Here is a 16,459-nt window from a genome sequence, read left to right on the forward strand (position 1 = left end):
ATTTAATGATGCAAAGAAACGGTCATTAATCTGCACAATTGATGATATATGTCACCTTATATTATGATTATTACTGGAGTTGATTGATTCACCTTCTGTGATGGATTATTCTTTTAAATGATCATCTGCTATAATATCATGTGGTGTTTTTGAGTATTAAAATCTTTATACAAAACTATATTTCGAAATTGTAATACTGATGTCGTATTATCTCTATATTTAATTTAGTATATTCGCCCCTGTGGCAGGATAACCTATATAGGTCCTGTACAATTTTATATAAGAATGGCTTAAACCCAAGTATATGTCAATTAAACAAGAACTATATAAACCCAAAAACCATATCCGGCTGGTAACAGCAGCCTCACTTTTTGATGGACATGATGCGGCTATCAATATCATGAGAAGAATCATACAGGCTACGGGATGTGAAGTCATTCATTTAGGTCACAATAGATCAGTGCAGGAAATAGTGGACTGTGCTGTACAGGAGGATGTCCAGGCCATAGCTATTACTTCTTATCAGGGCGGGCATGACGAATTTTTTAAATACATGTATGATTTGCTCCAAGAGAAAGGGGCTGGCCATATCAAAATTTTTGGTGGAGGAGGTGGGACCATTTTGCCTGATGAAATCCGGGAACTTCACGCTTATGGCATCACCAGGATCTATTCACCTGATGATGGACGGTCTTTGGGCCTGCAGGGAATGATTAATGATTTGGTTCAGCAGGCAGATTTTCCGTTAGGGGCTGATTTAGATGAGGATTATATTATAGACAAAGTAAATAAACAGTCCATAGCCAAGCTGATTTCAGCAGCAGAAAACTACCCTGAAAAATCCCAGCAATTATTATCCAGGGTGAGACAAGAGGCAATAGATAGTAAAGTGCCTGTCTTGGGTATCACCGGTACCGGCGGTGCCGGTAAATCTTCCTTGGTAGATGAACTGGTAAGAAGGTTTTTATTGGATTTTGAGGACAAAAATTTAGCTATTATCTCAGTGGATCCTTCCAAAAGAAAAACCGGAGGTGCACTGTTGGGGGATAGGATAAGAATGAACGCCATAAATCATCCTAGGGTATATATGCGGTCATTGGCGACCAGACAATCCAATCTAGCGCTTTCTAAGTATGTACAAGATGCTGTTGATATAGTAAAGGCGGCTGATTTTGATCTGATTATCTTGGAAACATCCGGTATCGGCCAATCTGATACGGAGATCATAGAGCACTCCGATGCTTCTTTATACGTCATGACGCCAGAATACGGTGCTGCCACCCAGCTAGAAAAAATCGATATGCTTGATTTCGCCGATATCATAGCATTAAATAAATTTGATAAGAGGGGCGCACAGGATGCATTAAGGGACGTCAAAAAACAATATAAGCGTAACCATAACTTATGGGATATTTCCGATGAAGATATTCCTGTTTTTGGGACGATCGCTTCCCAGTTTAATGATCCGGGAATGAACAATCTTTATAAGGCAATCATCTCCAAGATACAAGAAAAGACCTCGGTGGATCTTCCTTCCAGTTTTAAGATCACCGGGGAAATGTCAGAAAAGATATTCATCATACCACCTGCCAGGACGAGATACCTGTCAGAAATTTCTGAAAACAATCGCCAATATGATAATTGGGTGGAAGCCCAAAGGGAAGTGGCCCAAAAGCTCTATAGTATAAATAAATCTTTAGAAGCTATCCGCACAGCTGGTATCTCAGACGCAGACAGGCTTATTAAAGAATTGACGGAAGTCTACCAATTAGTGGAATTGGACCTAGATCCAAAAAACAAAAAATGGATAGAAGAGTGGCCTTCCAGAAAAGACAGGTATGCTCAGGAATACTATATATTTAAAGTAAGGGATAAGGAAATTAAAGTCAAAACACATAGCCTATCTTTATCCAGTACCAAGATACCCAAAGTATCCTTGCCTAGGTATGAAGCGTGGGGAGACCTGCTCAAATGGGGCTTAAAGGAGAATGTGCCTGGTGAATTCCCTTATACAGCCGGTGTTTTCCCATTTAAAAGAGAGGGTGAAGATCCCACCCGAATGTTTGCAGGAGAAGGAGGGCCTGAAAGAACCAATAAAAGGTTCCATTATGTATCTAAAGGGATGCTGGCTAAACGGCTTTCTACTGCTTTTGATTCGGTAACTTTATATGGAGAAGATCCTGACTACCGTCCTGATATATTTGGTAAGATAGGTAACTCAGGAGTAAACATATGCTGTCTGGATGATGCCAAAAAACTGTACTCCGGCTTCAATCTCTCAGACCCTATGACTTCTGTCTCCATGACCATCAATGGTCCTGCCGCTACGATGACCGCTTTTTTTATGAATGCAGCCATTGATCAGCAGTGTGAGCTCTATATCAAAGCAAGCGGACTTGAAGAAGAAATTTCGTCGAAAATAGATCAGATTTATAAGGATAAAGGGGTGGTAAAGCCTTCTTATCTGGGGCAGATCCCAGAGGGTAATGATGGGTTGGGCCTGATGCTTTTAGGTGTAACAGGAGATCAGGTACTGCCTGCTGATGTATATGAAAAAATTAAGAAGGATACCATAGCCAAAGTAAGGGGTACTGTCCAGGCGGATATACTTAAAGAAGACCAGGCGCAGAATACCTGTATATTCTCTACAGAATTCTCTTTAAGGCTTATGGGAGATGTGCAGCAATATTTCATTGAGCATAACATCAGAAATTTCTATTCGGTATCTATATCCGGATACCATATAGCAGAAGCAGGAGCCAATCCGATTACGCAGTTGGCTTTGACCTTGTCCAATGGGTTTACCTATGTGGAATACTATGTTTCAAGGGGTATGGATATCAATAAATTTGCGCCAAATTTATCTTTCTTTTTCTCAAACGGTATAGATCCAGAATACGCCGTGATAGGCCGGGTAGCTAGAAGGGTATGGGCTAAAGCAATGAAACTTAAATATGGAGCCGATGAACGGTCTCAGATGCTGAAGTATCATATCCAAACTTCAGGAAGATCATTACACGCTCAAGAGATAGATTTTAATGATATCAGGACTACTCTTCAGGCACTTTATGCTATATATGACAACTGTAATTCCCTTCATACAAACGCTTATGATGAAGCCATCACCACACCTACCGAAGCTTCAGTAAGAAGGGCTATGGCCATACAGCTTATTATAAATAAAGAGCTTGGACTGACAAAAAACGAAAACCCTATACAGGGAGCATTTATAATAGAGGAACTGACAGACTTGGTAGAAGAAGCTGTATATGCTGAATTTGACCGGATTACCGAACGTGGAGGAGTTCTGGGTGCAATGGAAACCATGTACCAGCGAGGAAAAATCCAGGAAGAGAGTTTGCATTACGAAATGCTTAAGCATACCGGGGAGTTTCCGATCATTGGGGTCAATACATTCTTATCATCAGAAGGATCCCCCACAGTGACACCGGGAGAGGTGATCAGGGCTACACCAGAAGAAAAAGAAGCACAGATACAAACCTTGCAGCATCTTCATAAAAAATCTGCCACTTTATCCGGTGAATGGATAAACATTTTGCAGGCTACAGCTATTAAAAATGAAAATATTTTTGAGAAACTGATGGAGGCTGCTAAACATTGTTCATTAGGACAAATAACCCATGCTTTATATGAAGTAGGGGGGCAATATAGAAGAAATATGTAATCGAATAGATAAACCAACAAAATATAGAAACTTCGCACTTGAAATCAAGCGCAAAATATTCAGATTATTCATCCATATATAACAATCATGGCTAAGAAAAAAGTAACAGTAAGCATGAATGCTGACTATGAATACGAATCCGTAAATACAGTAGGGAACAAAGTGACTATAGATATGTACGATGACGCTGAGAAGCAGAGCCAGTCTCCTATGGAGCTTCTACTTTCTGCGTTAGGAAGCTGTGCAGCTGTAGATGCTGTACAGATGATGAAAAAAAAGCGCAGGACTATACAGGGATTTTTAGTGGAAGTAGAAGGCCAACGGCAAGAAGGAATACCTGCATTTTATACCGATATCCATCTTACCTTTACATTGATTTCTCCCGATGCGACTACAGAGGAATTTGAAAAAGTCACCCGATTATCCGTAGAGAAATATTGTTCTGTATCAGCTTCACTGAAATCCAATGTTACGTTTTCTTCAGTAGTAAACAAGGTATGAGGATAGTAAAGGAACTTTCAGTAGATGGAGTGCGTATTACCGTATTTTCATGGAACAATAAATTTCTACTCAAATTTGAGCAGGGTATGGTGGAGCAGACTTATAAGGTTAACGAAACTGAAATTTTAGAAGAGCGATATCTGGATTCATTTTTCGAGGGGGAGTTTTTTGATAAGGTGAAAAATAATTTTGATGATATGCAAATATTACTTAGAAATAAGATAGAAAATCTTTAAATTTGCATTTTATATTGTTATTTAAAGATGATTTATAAATATTTTGGTGTAGTTTTTTTGTTGGTATGTTTGTATAGTTGTACTAATGAAAATATAAACGATGGTTATTCAGAATTTGCCGAATTAGATACTCTGATAAGGGAATTTGAAATGAACCTATTGCCGTTGGAAACAGAAATTAAAGAATTATCCGATTTATCGGCTGATCTTTTACGACACCAGGATAATTTTATCAATATAGTAGACCATCATAAATTCCAGATAAGTGAAGAGGGTGTATTTTATAATCCTAACCCCCTACATCACGAATCCTCCATTTATATCTCTACCAGAACGGCAGATATGAAAGCTGCCATTAATCAGGTATATGCAACAGGACCATTGGATTCTGCTTTTTCTAATTTAATAAATAACAATCCTATCATCACTCAGGCTTATTTCAATTCAAAGGCCCAATTTTCCAGATTATATCCCAATTATGATGTGCTGAACATTTTGAAACCTGACTTGGATGTCACTGCCTTTAATTTCTACTATCTGGCAGATGGTGTAAGGAATCCAGACAGAGGACCTAAATGGGTGGAAGAAATTTACCTTGATCCAGCAGGTAGAGGCTGGGTCCTATCACTGATATATCCAGTTTATCATGAAGATGTATTAGAGGGTGTAGTGGGAATAGATATAACAGTAGAAGATCTGATATCCACCTTTCTTGATAAGTCGGATAAAGACCTTTTAATAGTAAATTCTGATGGTATGATCGTAGCAAGCAAAGCCAGGGCAATGGAAACATTGGATATGCCCCCTATTAATAAATATACCTATAATAAAACCATTCAGGCTGATAATTTTCAAACTCAGGAATTCAATCTTTTTAGATCTAAAAACAGGGAAGTAAGGCGAATGGTGTCCAAGTTTCTTTTAGAGCAGGATAATAAATATATACTCAATGTGAATGGCGAAAACCATACCGTGCATTGTAAAAAAATGACGTTGATGAATTGGTATTTGATAGCATTAGATAAAATATAAGGTGGGAAAAAGTGGAGGTATAGTGCAAAAGTCCAACACTTATTGGATGTTGACAGGGCTATCTTTGGTCTTTGTGCTCATGTTAGTGTTTTTGGGTTTTTTATTTTATACTGCACTTTCAGATAACCTCATCACCACCCGAACCCACGAGCTGGCCAAGCAAACTGAACTGGCAGCAAATGAAGCCCAAAGAAGGCTGAATTCTTTGGAAGAGGACCTGATATATTTTACAGGGGTCATGGAGGCCTCTTCCGATGCAATGATTCACAGCCCGGCCAATGATATCAGGACTAAGAGGCTTTTAAACACCTATGCCCCCATTATAAAAAGACTCATCATTCAGCACCCGGGAGAGAATGGTATGATAGTTTATAATCTGGTAAATCAGGATGATTTTGAAAGGATTGTAGTGAATGATCATATGGACTTTAATCCCCAAACTAATTTTGCCGTATATGGTCCCAATAAACAAGTGCGGGTATCCATTCATCTGAATCTTCAAGAATACCTCTCTGTCCATGTACGGGATTATTATATAGGTCCCTATGGGAATAAACTGCTATTTAACCAGAATGAGCTATTATACTTATCTGATGGTGGAGATGGGGAGGTTGTTTTTTCAGCCGCTATCTTAGAACAGATAAATCAGGACATTGCAGCTGGGCTAAAAGGTAATTATGAAGGTTCATTCTTTCAGGATGGAGAAAAATCCCAAGTGATTATAGCTCAGTACCCATTTAAAGTAAGACAATTGAACAATCAAATGGCTTTTATTTTTACCTTGGAAAAGAGCCAGATAATCTCAGGGATATACAGTGCCTATTTTTACCTGTTTGGATTTCTATTCCTATTATTATGTATAGTTCTGATCCTATTATTTAAATTTTCTAAGCAAAATGCTACCAATAATCAAATGCTATCGGATGCTTCTCAAGAACTGGATAGGCTTTTCAGGCAGCAGACTATGCTGTTACAGGAATCAAATAGTTTTGTTTACTATTTAGACCAGGATGGAAGATATATTAGAGTAAGTGATAACATATCATCAGTCCTGGGCTACTCTCAAGAAGAGTTTATCGAAAATGTAGAAACAATTATAAAAGGGGAGAGGCAAGAAGTGGATAATGAAAAATCCTCTCAAACTGATTTACCCAAAAAAGACAATGAGACATTTGAACTGGATCTGATAAAAAAATCAGGGGAAGTTATCAGGACAAAAAATTTTGAGAAGCTATATTATACAGAAGAGGGTGAATTTTCAGGCAGAGTGGGCATATGTACAGATATCCAGGATAAATATTCAGCAGAAAAATCTTTGATAAACAGTGAAAATACACTCAGACTGGTCTTGGACAGTTTGCCGGATATCATTTTTATATATGACCTTACAGGTGTATATATTGATTATCATGTTAAAGAGGAAATATTACTTCTGGAACCTCCCCAGAATTCGATTGGTAAGACTATCATGGAAGTAATACCCTCACCCATGAACGTGGTGATGATGAAGGCATTTGAAAGGGCTGTGCATACCAATAGGATGCAGACAGAAGAACTGGAGCTAATGCTTCGGAGTGGCAAAAAGACTTTTGAAGTAAGGTTTATAAAACTGGACCATAATAAAGTCATGTCCTTGGCCAGGGATACCACTAGCCAAAAACTGTTGGAAAATGGTTTACGGGAATCAAAAGATGCAGCTGAATCTGCAAGTAGGGCCAAAAGTGAATTTTTAGCCAATATGAGTCATGAAATCCGTACACCGATGAATGGTCTGTTGGGAATGATAGGCTTATTGTCTAAGACAGCACTAAATCAACAGCAAAAGAATTATATACAGGTCATTCAGGATTCTGGAGAATCATTGCTGACCATTATAAAGGATATATTGGATTACAGTAAGATAGAAGCAGGTAAACTGGAATTGGACCTTAAAATCGTTAATTTCAGGGACCAGATTTATAAAATAATAAATATTTTTTCTGGATTAGTAAATGAGAAAAAAATTCATTTGTCATTAGATATTGATAATGATACGCCTAGGTGGCTATTACTGGATAGGGATAAGTTGTTTCAGATATTGTTCAACCTAGTGGGGAATGCCGTTAAGTTCACACCGGAGGAAGGTGATATCTCAGTTAATATAAAGGCTGAAGCCATTTTGAATAAAAACTTTATGCTTTACTTTACAGTAAAGGATAATGGAATAGGTATACCTTTAGAAAAAATACCCAACCTTACTGAGCCATTTACCCAGGTGGATGGCAGCAATACGAGGGAATATGCCGGTACTGGACTGGGGCTTGCTATTGCCCATAAGCTCATAGAATTAATGGGGGGTACTTTGAACATAGAAAGTGCTCCAGGGCAAGGTTCTTGTTTTTCTTTTACATTATTTGTTACTTCTGCAGCTGAACCTATCGTAGATGAGGTGCCCTCACCCAGCACATCAAGCCTAGCATTGCCAGAAGAAGAATTGAAAAATCTATCTAACAGATACCCTTTATCAATACTTATGGCTGAAGATAATGAGATCAATATTCAGTTTATGAATATAATCTTTGGACAGATGGGGTACCGTCCTGACCTTGCCAAAAACGGTATGGAGGCCGTAGATAAGTGCAGGTCAAAATCCTACGACCTAATTTTTATGGATAATCAAATGCCTAAGATGAACGGGCTCGAAGCTACTAAAGCTATAAGGAAATTACCTGATGGCCATAGGCCGGTTATTATTGGCTTATCTGCCAATATCTTTCAGGAAGAGATCGATAAAGCATATGAAGCAGGTATGGATGATTACCTTACCAAACCCATAAACCTGAATCAGATATCAAACAAGATCAAATCAAGTTATCTAAAAAATTATCCTGATTAAGATAAAAGCCGAAGAATATTCTTCGGCTTTTATCTTAATCAGATAGTGGAGTCCAGAGTATATCCTTCCAAATATTCTGCTACCCGCTTGACAAACATGCCACCAAGTGATCCATCTACGACACGATGGTCATAGGAATGTGATAGAAACATCTTATGTCTTATAGCTATGACATCACCTGTGGGTGTCTCTACCACAGCTGGCTTCTTAGTGATAGCTCCTACGGCTAAAATGGCCACCTGAGGCTGCATAATGATAGGAGTTCCCATTACATTGCCAAAAGACCCTACGTTAGATACTGTATAGGTACCACCGTTCAGTTCATCTGGTGAAAGTTTGTTGGTTCTGGCTCTTTGGGCCAGGTCATTTACTTTTTTGGATAAACCAGCAAGGTTAAGCTGGTCTGCATTTCGTATGACAGGAACAATGAGGTTACCGGAAGGTAAAGCTACCGCAATTCCGATATTGATGTTTTTTTTCTTAATGATTTTGTCACCATCAACGGAGATATTTATCATCGGAAAATCCTGTATTGCCTTGGATACAGCTTCTACGAAGAAAGGGGTAAAAGTAAGCGCTTCACCATGTTTTTGCTTATAGCTTTCCTTTACTTTGTTTCTCCAAAGTACTATATTGGTGACATCCGCTTCTACGAAAGAGGTAACATGAGGAGAAATACGTTTAGAATCTACCATTCTTTGAGAAATCATCTTTCTCATTCTGTCCATTTCTATTATTTCATCCCCTGCATTTACACTTACATTTACTTTTTGCGGAGCGGAGGAAGTAGCTGCAGTTGAAGTGGCAGGCTTATCCATATCAATTTTCTGTGGCTGTGATCCACGATTTTTAAGATAGGCTAACATATCATTTTTGGTCACCCTTCCATCTTTACCTGTGCCGGAAATCTGTGCAAGTTCTGATTTATCAATGTCTTCCTGCTTAGCTATGGATAGTACGAGCGGTGAATAAAAACGGTCGTCTCCTTCCGATGATGGTATTCCAACATTGGATAGTAGTGAATCAGTCCCCGAAGGTGCAGATGCTATGAGCGCCTCCTTTTCTTCGGTAGCGGCAGCCTGTTCTGATTCAGTTTCTACTGATCCTTCTGTTTCGATAATGGCTATAGGAGTGCCTACTGCTACGACTTCACCTTCCTTTACCAATATCTGTTTGAGCACCCCTGCATGGGTGGCAGGTACTTCCGTATCTACTTTGTCAGTAGCAACTTCCAGTACCGATTCATCCTGCTCTATAGCATCACCTTCACTTTTAAGCCAAGTGAGGATAGTTCCCTCTATGATGCTTTCCCCCATTTTGGGCATTACCATTTCAAAAGTTGCCATAATTTATTATTTAATTGGGTTTATCTCCGAAATTTAAAATTAAATTTTAATTAGGTGTTTACAAAATCATTTTAATAAAATTTTCATTCGTTGATTTCCAAAATGCAGTTTCTTAATAAATTTAATGCAGAAAGTGCAGAAATCTGTATGTTCAGCATTCTGTCACTGGCCAGTTGTAGTTTTTTAGTGACCACTTTATCATTATATGCACAGGCTAGCCAGACAGTTCCTACTGGCTTGGCAGCGGTACCTCCATCAGGGCCGGCGATCCCGCTACTGGCCAGCCCGAAATCTGCCCCGAATTTCATTCTTACATTCTGTGCCATTTCTATCACAGTTTCTTCACTTACTGCTCCAGATAGGTCTAGTGTATGCTGGTTCACTTCCAAGAGAGTAGTCTTAAACCCGTTGTGATAGGGAATGATACTTCCTTGGTAATAAGCACTAGACCCAGGTATGCGGGTAATCATGTGAGAAACATATCCTCCTGTGCAGCTTTCTGCTATTGCCAGTGTGGATTTTCTGTTTAATAATAAATTACCTACCGCCTCTTCTAAAGTTTCGTCATCATATCCAAATACGTATTTTTCTATTGAAGGCAATAATTTAGTTATCAGATGATTTACTTCCTCCTGTAGTGTATCCAGATTTTTTCCGAAAGCAGTAAGTCTTAACCTGACCTGTCCCAGTGATGGTAAGTATGCCAATTTAATATGGGCAGGTAGGCTTTTTTCCCAGTCATGTATCAAGTCTGAGAGCCAGCTTTCACCTATACCTGTTGTCTGAATTATTTTATGATAAATTACGGGTAATTTAAAGCGTTCTTTGATTTGAGGTAGTACGAAGGATTCCATCAGGTGCTTCATCTCATGGGGGACGCCGGGCATAGACATCCATAATGCACCGTTTTCTTCAAACCACATCCCGGGGGCTGTGCCCATCAGGTTGGGTACATATTGGCATTTGGTGGGTAGGTGTGCCTGTAGCTTGTTGAGTTCAGTAAGTTCTCTTCCCCTTTTAGAAAAAAAAGCAGAAACAGCTTCTAAAGCTTCAGGCACTAGGGACAATTCACAGTTGAAGTATTTGGCAAGTAATGGCTTGGTAAGATCATCACTGGTAGGTCCCAATCCTCCGGTGATAAGTATGATATCAGCCCGGTGCTCTGCTGCCCTAAAAGCTGAAAGAATAGATGCTTCATCATCCCCTATGGTAGTCCTGTGTATGACGCTTACACCGATCAGTGTTAGCACTTGGCTGATCCAGAGACTATTTGTGTCTATAATCTGACCATAAAGGAGTTCATCTCCTATAGCCAATATCTCTGCTTTGATTTCTTTCATAAGTAAAAGTACCGTTCTGGTATGGATAGGTTTATTTTCTTATATAGGTATTGATGTCAAAGCTAAATTCGTTTTTTTCATCTGCATCATGGTGGACACTGGAAACAATATCCCATTCACTCCAGTTTATCTCCGGAAAATAGGTGTCGCCATCTGGCTGGGCATTGACTTCAGTGATGATCATCTCATCTACCAGCGGTAGAGCCATTTTATAGATTTCTCCTCCTCCTGATATAAATATCTTTTCCAGCTGCTTTTTTTTACAGATTGCTATGGCCTCCTTTAAATCTGTCACCACATGATGTCCATCCGGTACAGTATACTTTTTGTTTCTGGTGATCACCACAGATGTGCGATTCGGTAGCGGCTTTTCAGTGGATTCAAAAGTTTTACGGCCCATAATCAGGTGGTGGCCGGTAGTGGTGCTTTTAAAGTGGCGAAGATCAGCTGATAGTTTCCATACCAGTGAGTTGTCTTTACCGATTACGTTGTTTTGAGCTTTTGCTACTATTAAGGATATTTTCAAAATCTTTTTATTTCGTTACAAGATACCAAGATTTGGTTTTACTACAAAAAGATCCCCAAAGTAAAAGGGACAATGAAAATTTAGTGGTTTAATTTGCTTATCCCCGTATATTATGCGGCAGCTGTTCAAATTTTATCAGAGATTTAAAAACCTGATGTCGAACATTTACCATTTGGGCTCAATTGTTTTTGATTTTACCATAGCCTTATGGATGGTATTGAAAATTATTATGATCAGCTTCTACCACAGAAGATGGTACTTTTAAAACCAGGTGTTGGTTTTGCTTCCACTATTGATCTCCCACTGCCTGTGTTTTTGGATCATTAGGAGGATATTTTCAGTATTCCGGTAAGCTATTGAGAGGCAGTGATGTCATTATATTTCTGGAAATATCAAAATGGCAATATTGTAATTATTGGGAATAGCTCCTATGTAAATGCCACGCTACCTCAGCCATTTTCATTGCACTTAAATCTGCTGTAAATAACCGGAAAACCCTTTATTGTTCCACCTTTCTCCTTGGATTTCGGTACCTTAACCACTTATATCCACGTGATACCTATACGATCTGTAATTTTTTCTAAAATCATTTAAAACATCTATACATGCATCTTTTGACTATTGTCAAAAAAAATATAATGATTCCTTCACTATATTTTATTTCCTCTCAAAAAATCTTCGATTTGCATTCTTTTTTTTCCTTCCAGCTGAAGTTCTAAAATGGATAAGGCCCCATTTCCGGTTTGAAAATGCAGATAAGATTTACCGTCAGTTTCATATTCTCCTATTTGGAGGTGTTTATTTTCTTTAACGGGTTCGGTTTTGTAAATTTTCAGCAATCTGTCACCGATGATGCACCAGGCAGCAGGGTAAGGGCTAAGGCCTCTTATGAAATTATGTATACTTTCCGCAGGTTTGCTCCAGTCTATTTTACAGGTTTCTTTAAATAGCTTTGGAGCTTCATGTATAGCCTTACCTTCATCCTGCTCTATAGGCTGAACCTGATCTTCATCTATGGCCTGGATAGTCTTTACTACAAGTTTTGCGCCTTTTGCCATCAATCTTTCATAGAGAGAACCCACATTATCATCAGGATGAATAGGTTCTTTTTCCTGAAAAATAATACTTCCGGTATCTATTTGATGTTTCAGAAAAAATGTAGTAATACCTGTTTCTTTCTCACCGTTAATGATGGCCCAGTTGATAGGTGCTGCACCGCGATAGTTGGGCAGCAGCGATGCGTGAAGGTTAAATGTCCCTTTAGAAGGCATATTCCACACTGCCTCAGGAAGCATTCTAAAGGCTACCACCACCTGGATATCGGCTTTATATCCTGCCAGTTCGTCGATAAACGCTGGGTCTTTTAGATTGGCAGGTTGAAGAACCGGTATCCCCTGCTTCGCAGCAGCTTCCTTTACAGGTGAGGGGATCATCTTTTTCCCCCTGCCTTTAGGTTTATCCGGAGCGGTAATCACTGCGACTACATTCCATCCGTTTTCTACAAGAACTTCAAGTGAGGGTACAGCAAATTCTGGAGTACCCATAAATATAATTCTCAGGTTTTTATCCATTAATGTCTTTGGTCTAATAAAAGTAAGCCTACAAAATCTAAAAGATAAATTTGATTTTGAAGGTAAATTAAATTGAATTGAAATCTAATAAATTAAATATTGCTCACGCATAGTCTTATAAACGGTAAGATCATTTTGCCATGATTGTCTTATTTCCTCTTCTGATTTTCCTGCCAAAATATCCTTTCTCAGTTTATCCGTACCGGCCAGTTTATCAAAGAAGTTATTGAAAAATTTATCAGATTTACCTGATTTCTGAAAGGCATCCAGCAGATACGATAAGCTGAATCTGTGGTCCAAAGAAATTTCCCTGAGGTCTCTGCCATAACAGGTTTTGTTCTGGTGGGGAGGGTTTTTAGACATTCCTTCAATGCTTTTTGGGGTAAAGCTAAAATTACCAAACCCTTGATCCGGATAGCCATAAACCTGAAAAGGGAAGAGGGTACCCCTGCCTACACTTACGTCTGTACCTTCAAAAAAACATAAAGAAGGGTAAAGTCTTATGGATACGTCATTTGGCAGGTTAGGAGAAGGTTTGATGGGTAGGGAATAAGCCATTTTAGGGTTCCAGTTTTCTGTTTTGATTACAGTTATGTCTGCTTTTACCTGATTTTTCAGCCAGCCTTCCCCATTGATCATTCCAGCTAATTCACCCACTGTGAGGCCGTGTACTACCGGTATAGGGTGCATGCCAACAAAGCTGGTAAAACCTTTTTCCAAGACGGGGCCATCTATATAATCACCATTTGGGTTTGGTCGATCCAGGATTATAAGCGGAATATTATTTTCGGCACAGGCTTCCATTACATAGTGGAGTGTACTGATGTAGGTATAAAATCTTACACCTACATCCTGCAGGTCGTATATCATGATATCTATACCTGAAAGTGCTTCTTTAGAGGGTTTTTTATTATTACCATAAAGAGAAATTACGGGAAGGCCTGTTTTTTTATCAATTTCATTATTGACCACTTCACCAGCATCCGCATCCCCTCTAAACCCATGCTCCGGCACATATACTTTCTTTACCTTCTGCTGGGATTGAAGGAGGAAATCCACGAGGTGCAGATTGTTTTTTTGTGATAATATGGAAGTTTGGTTAACCACCAACCCTATGTTTTTTCCTTCTACCAAATGCAGGTAAGCTTCAGATCTATCTGCACCGGTTTTGGCTATAGGTTCAGATGTAGACTTTAATGCATTAGCATCCGGAGCTTTGCAAAACGCCAGGGAGTGCAGGAAAAAAGTAAGGATAAATATTAATTTCAAATGCTTCATGTTAATTTGCGATAGAATTTAAACAAAAATAAGATACTTCCTTGAACCTTTCCTATTTCATAGCCAAAAGAATTAGCTTTCAAAGAACCGGTGGTTTTACCGGGACGATCCATAAAGTAGCAGTGGCGAGTATTTCCATAGGTTTGGCCATACTGATTATTTCTTTTCTGATCCTTGGAGGTTTTCAGAACGTAATTGCCGATAAAGTTTTTTCCTTTACAGGTCATTTTCAGGTGCAGCGATTTTCGGCTGGAAACATGTTAGAAGAATCCCCAGCTTCCAAAAACAGTCAGTTTTATACCAATTTCCAAGATTATGACTTTATCAGCCATGTCCAGGAATATGCTAACAAGCCTGGCCTGTTAAAAGGAGACGAGGAAGTGGAAGGGGTGATATTAAAAGGAGTAGGGCCAAGTTTTGATACACTAGCATTCGCCGCTTCTATGAAATCGGGTAGGTTTATATCCTTTTCTGAAGAAGGAGCTTCTAATGAAATCCTTCTCAGCAGCACCATAGCCAATAAACTGCTGCTCGACATAGGCGATAGGGTAACCATGTATTTTGTCCAAGAGCCGCCCAGGTTTAGGAGGTTTGACATTGTGGGCATCTATGAGACTTTTTTGGAAGACTTTGATGAGAGGATTATAGTTGGAGATATTCAGACTATCCGAAATTTAAATGGATGGGGAAGTGATAAAGTCGGTGGTTTTGAGGTTTTTTTGACGAATCCCGATAAAATAGATGAATATGAAGAGGAGCTTTATGATCTGGTAGATTATGACCTCAATGTCATCAAGGTAACTGACCGTTATATACAGATATTTGATTGGCTGCTGTTGCTCAATAATAATGTCTATGTGTTTTTGGTCCTAATACTGTTTGTAGCGGCATTTAATATGGTGGCTATCCTGTTCATCCTTATTATGGAAAGAACCCAGATGATAGGCATATTAAAAGGGTTGGGCGCTAAGAATGCCTTGATCCGTCGTATTTTTGTCTGGAATGGGATACGGATTATAGGAAGGGGAATGTTGTTTGGTAATATTCTCGGACTGGGTTTCGGTTTTATTCAAGAACGTTTCAGGCTCATTGCATTGGATCCGGAAAACTATTACATGGACATAGTTCCCATTCATTGGGATTGGATTGCTATCATCAGCATTAACTTATTGATCTTGGTTGTCACCATCACGGTGCTATTCTTACCGGCCATGGTGATCAGTAATGTAAAGCCCATCAAAGCCATTAAGTTTGATTAGTGGGGTATTTTCTAAAGAGGCTGATGGCTTTCATGTATATGACCCCAAAAACTGCCTCTTTGAATATGTTTTTGGACATCTTGGAGCTTCCTTTAGTGCGGTCAGTGAAGATAATGGGAATTTCGATGATTTTAAAGCCCAGTTTCCAAGCGGTAAATTTCATTTCTATTTGAAATGCATAGCCTATAAATTTGATTTTATCCAATTCTAAAGTTTCCAATACCCTTCTGTTATAGCATTTAAATCCGGCAGTGGTATCTTTGACAGGAAGCCCTGTGATAAACTGTACGTATTTACTTGCAAAAAATGACATCAGGACTCTTCCCATGGGCCAATTTACCACATTGACACCTTTAATGTACCGGGAACCTATAGCCATATCATATCCCTCTTTTAGGCAGGCATTATATAATTTTATCAAATCCTTTGGATCATGTGAAAAATCGGCATCCATTTCAAAAATATAATTATAGCCAGCATCCAAAGCAAATTTAAACCCGGCTATGTAGGCAGTACCCAATCCAAGTTTTTTTTCCCGGTTAATCAAAAAAAGCCGATCAGGATAGAGCAGTTGAAGCTTTTCTACCTCCATAGCGGTGCCATCAGGACTTCCGTCATCTATGATCAGAAGGTGAAATTCACCTGTTAATGCCATGACCTCGGAAACCAAATCCTGGATGTTTTCTATCTCATTATATGTAGGTACTATTACTAATTTGTCCTTCACAGTCTTTATTAAAAGATCAAAAATAGAACTTAATGATTATTTTATGTCTTTTAATTTAAAAAAATCCCCAAATTTATAATATA

12 protein-coding genes are annotated in these 16,459 nt (G+C 38.8%); 6 read left to right on the forward strand and 6 right to left on the reverse strand.

The features are described 5' to 3' along the window. The first annotated feature begins 304 nt into the window (after positions 1-304). From EL17_RS17540 to EL17_RS17560, 5 genes are all read left to right on the forward strand, one after another. A complete protein-coding gene (locus EL17_RS17540; RefSeq protein ID WP_035077023.1) occupies positions 305-3,685 on the forward strand; it encodes a methylmalonyl-CoA mutase family protein in 3,381 nt (1,126 codons plus the stop codon). Between the two features lie 87 nt (positions 3,686-3,772). Continuing rightward, entirely contained in the window at positions 3,773-4,186 is a 414-nt protein-coding gene (locus EL17_RS17545) for an OsmC family protein (protein ID WP_035077032.1), read from the forward strand. After that, positions 4,183-4,422, forward strand: a complete 240-nt coding sequence (locus EL17_RS17550; RefSeq protein ID WP_035077035.1) for a hypothetical protein — start codon at positions 4,183-4,185, stop codon at positions 4,420-4,422. Before EL17_RS17545 ends, EL17_RS17550 begins: the two co-directional genes overlap by 4 nt. A 27-nt stretch (positions 4,423-4,449) precedes the next feature. Beyond that, a complete protein-coding gene (locus EL17_RS17555; RefSeq protein ID WP_035077037.1) occupies positions 4,450-5,454 on the forward strand; it encodes a cache domain-containing protein in 1,005 nt (334 codons plus the stop codon). Positions 5,455-5,476: 22 nt separating this feature from the next. Beyond that, a complete protein-coding gene (locus EL17_RS17560; RefSeq protein ID WP_164675140.1) occupies positions 5,477-8,329 on the forward strand; it encodes a PAS domain-containing hybrid sensor histidine kinase/response regulator in 2,853 nt (950 codons plus the stop codon). A 38-nt stretch (positions 8,330-8,367) separates the two neighbouring features. Here the strand turns inward: EL17_RS17560 and EL17_RS17565 are convergent, their stop codons facing one another. The 5 genes from EL17_RS17565 to EL17_RS17585 all read right to left on the reverse strand — a co-directional run bounded on the left by EL17_RS17565 (position 8,368) and on the right by EL17_RS17585 (position 14,390). Next, positions 8,368-9,675 (reverse strand): dihydrolipoamide acetyltransferase family protein, encoded by a 1,308-nt coding sequence (locus tag EL17_RS17565; RefSeq protein WP_035077039.1) that lies wholly within the window; start codon positions 9,673-9,675, stop codon positions 8,368-8,370. An 83-nt stretch (positions 9,676-9,758) separates the two neighbouring features. Beyond that, positions 9,759-11,015 (reverse strand): competence/damage-inducible protein A, encoded by a 1,257-nt coding sequence (locus tag EL17_RS17570; RefSeq protein ID WP_035077041.1) that lies wholly within the window; start codon positions 11,013-11,015, stop codon positions 9,759-9,761. A 31-nt stretch (positions 11,016-11,046) separates the two neighbouring features. Next, on the reverse strand, positions 11,047-11,541 hold the full coding sequence (locus EL17_RS17575; RefSeq protein ID WP_035077043.1) for a dihydrofolate reductase: 495 nt from the start codon (positions 11,539-11,541) through the stop codon (positions 11,047-11,049). Positions 11,542-12,191: 650 nt separating this feature from the next. Further along, a complete protein-coding gene (gene fmt / locus EL17_RS17580; protein ID WP_035077045.1) occupies positions 12,192-13,112 on the reverse strand; it encodes a methionyl-tRNA formyltransferase in 921 nt (306 codons plus the stop codon). An 84-nt stretch (positions 13,113-13,196) separates the two neighbouring features. Next, positions 13,197-14,390: an exo-beta-N-acetylmuramidase NamZ family protein gene (locus EL17_RS17585; protein ID WP_035077046.1), complete on the reverse strand. Its 1,194-nt coding sequence runs from the start codon at positions 14,388-14,390 to the stop codon at positions 13,197-13,199. Positions 14,391-14,431: 41 nt separating this feature from the next. Between EL17_RS17585 and EL17_RS17590 the strand changes: the two genes are divergently transcribed. Continuing rightward, the gene (locus tag EL17_RS17590; RefSeq protein WP_035077048.1) at positions 14,432-15,649 is read left to right on the forward strand and encodes an ABC transporter permease; all 1,218 of its coding nucleotides are present in this window, start codon (positions 14,432-14,434) and stop codon (positions 15,647-15,649) included. Here EL17_RS17590 and EL17_RS17595 read toward each other — a convergent pair. Further along, positions 15,636-16,376, reverse strand: coding sequence for a polyprenol monophosphomannose synthase (locus EL17_RS17595; protein WP_035077050.1), 741 nt, complete (start codon positions 16,374-16,376; stop codon positions 15,636-15,638). The genes EL17_RS17590 and EL17_RS17595 overlap by 14 nt on opposite strands. Between the last annotated feature and the right edge of the window lie 83 nt (positions 16,377-16,459).

Origin of the sequence: Anditalea andensis, assembly GCF_000714815.1 — a bacterium.
Taxonomy (GTDB): Bacteria; Bacteroidota; Bacteroidia; order Cytophagales; family Cyclobacteriaceae; genus Anditalea; species Anditalea andensis.

Coding starts and splice junctions, on each gene's coding strand:
- EL17_RS17540 (WP_035077023.1), top strand. CDS start 305: ATGTCAATTAAACAAGAACTATATAAACCCAAAAACCATATCCGGCTG.
- EL17_RS17545 (WP_035077032.1), top strand. CDS start 3,773: ATGGCTAAGAAAAAAGTAACAGTAAGCATGAATGCTGACTATGAATAC.
- EL17_RS17550 (WP_035077035.1), top strand. CDS start 4,183: ATGAGGATAGTAAAGGAACTTTCAGTAGATGGAGTGCGTATTACCGTA.
- EL17_RS17555 (WP_035077037.1), top strand. CDS start 4,450: ATGATTTATAAATATTTTGGTGTAGTTTTTTTGTTGGTATGTTTGTAT.
- EL17_RS17565 (WP_035077039.1), bottom strand. CDS start 9,675: ATGGCAACTTTTGAAATGGTAATGCCCAAAATGGGGGAAAGCATCATA.
- EL17_RS17570 (WP_035077041.1), bottom strand. CDS start 11,015: ATGAAAGAAATCAAAGCAGAGATATTGGCTATAGGAGATGAACTCCTT.
- fmt (WP_035077045.1), bottom strand. CDS start 13,112: ATGGATAAAAACCTGAGAATTATATTTATGGGTACTCCAGAATTTGCT.
- EL17_RS17585 (WP_035077046.1), bottom strand. CDS start 14,390: ATGAAGCATTTGAAATTAATATTTATCCTTACTTTTTTCCTGCACTCC.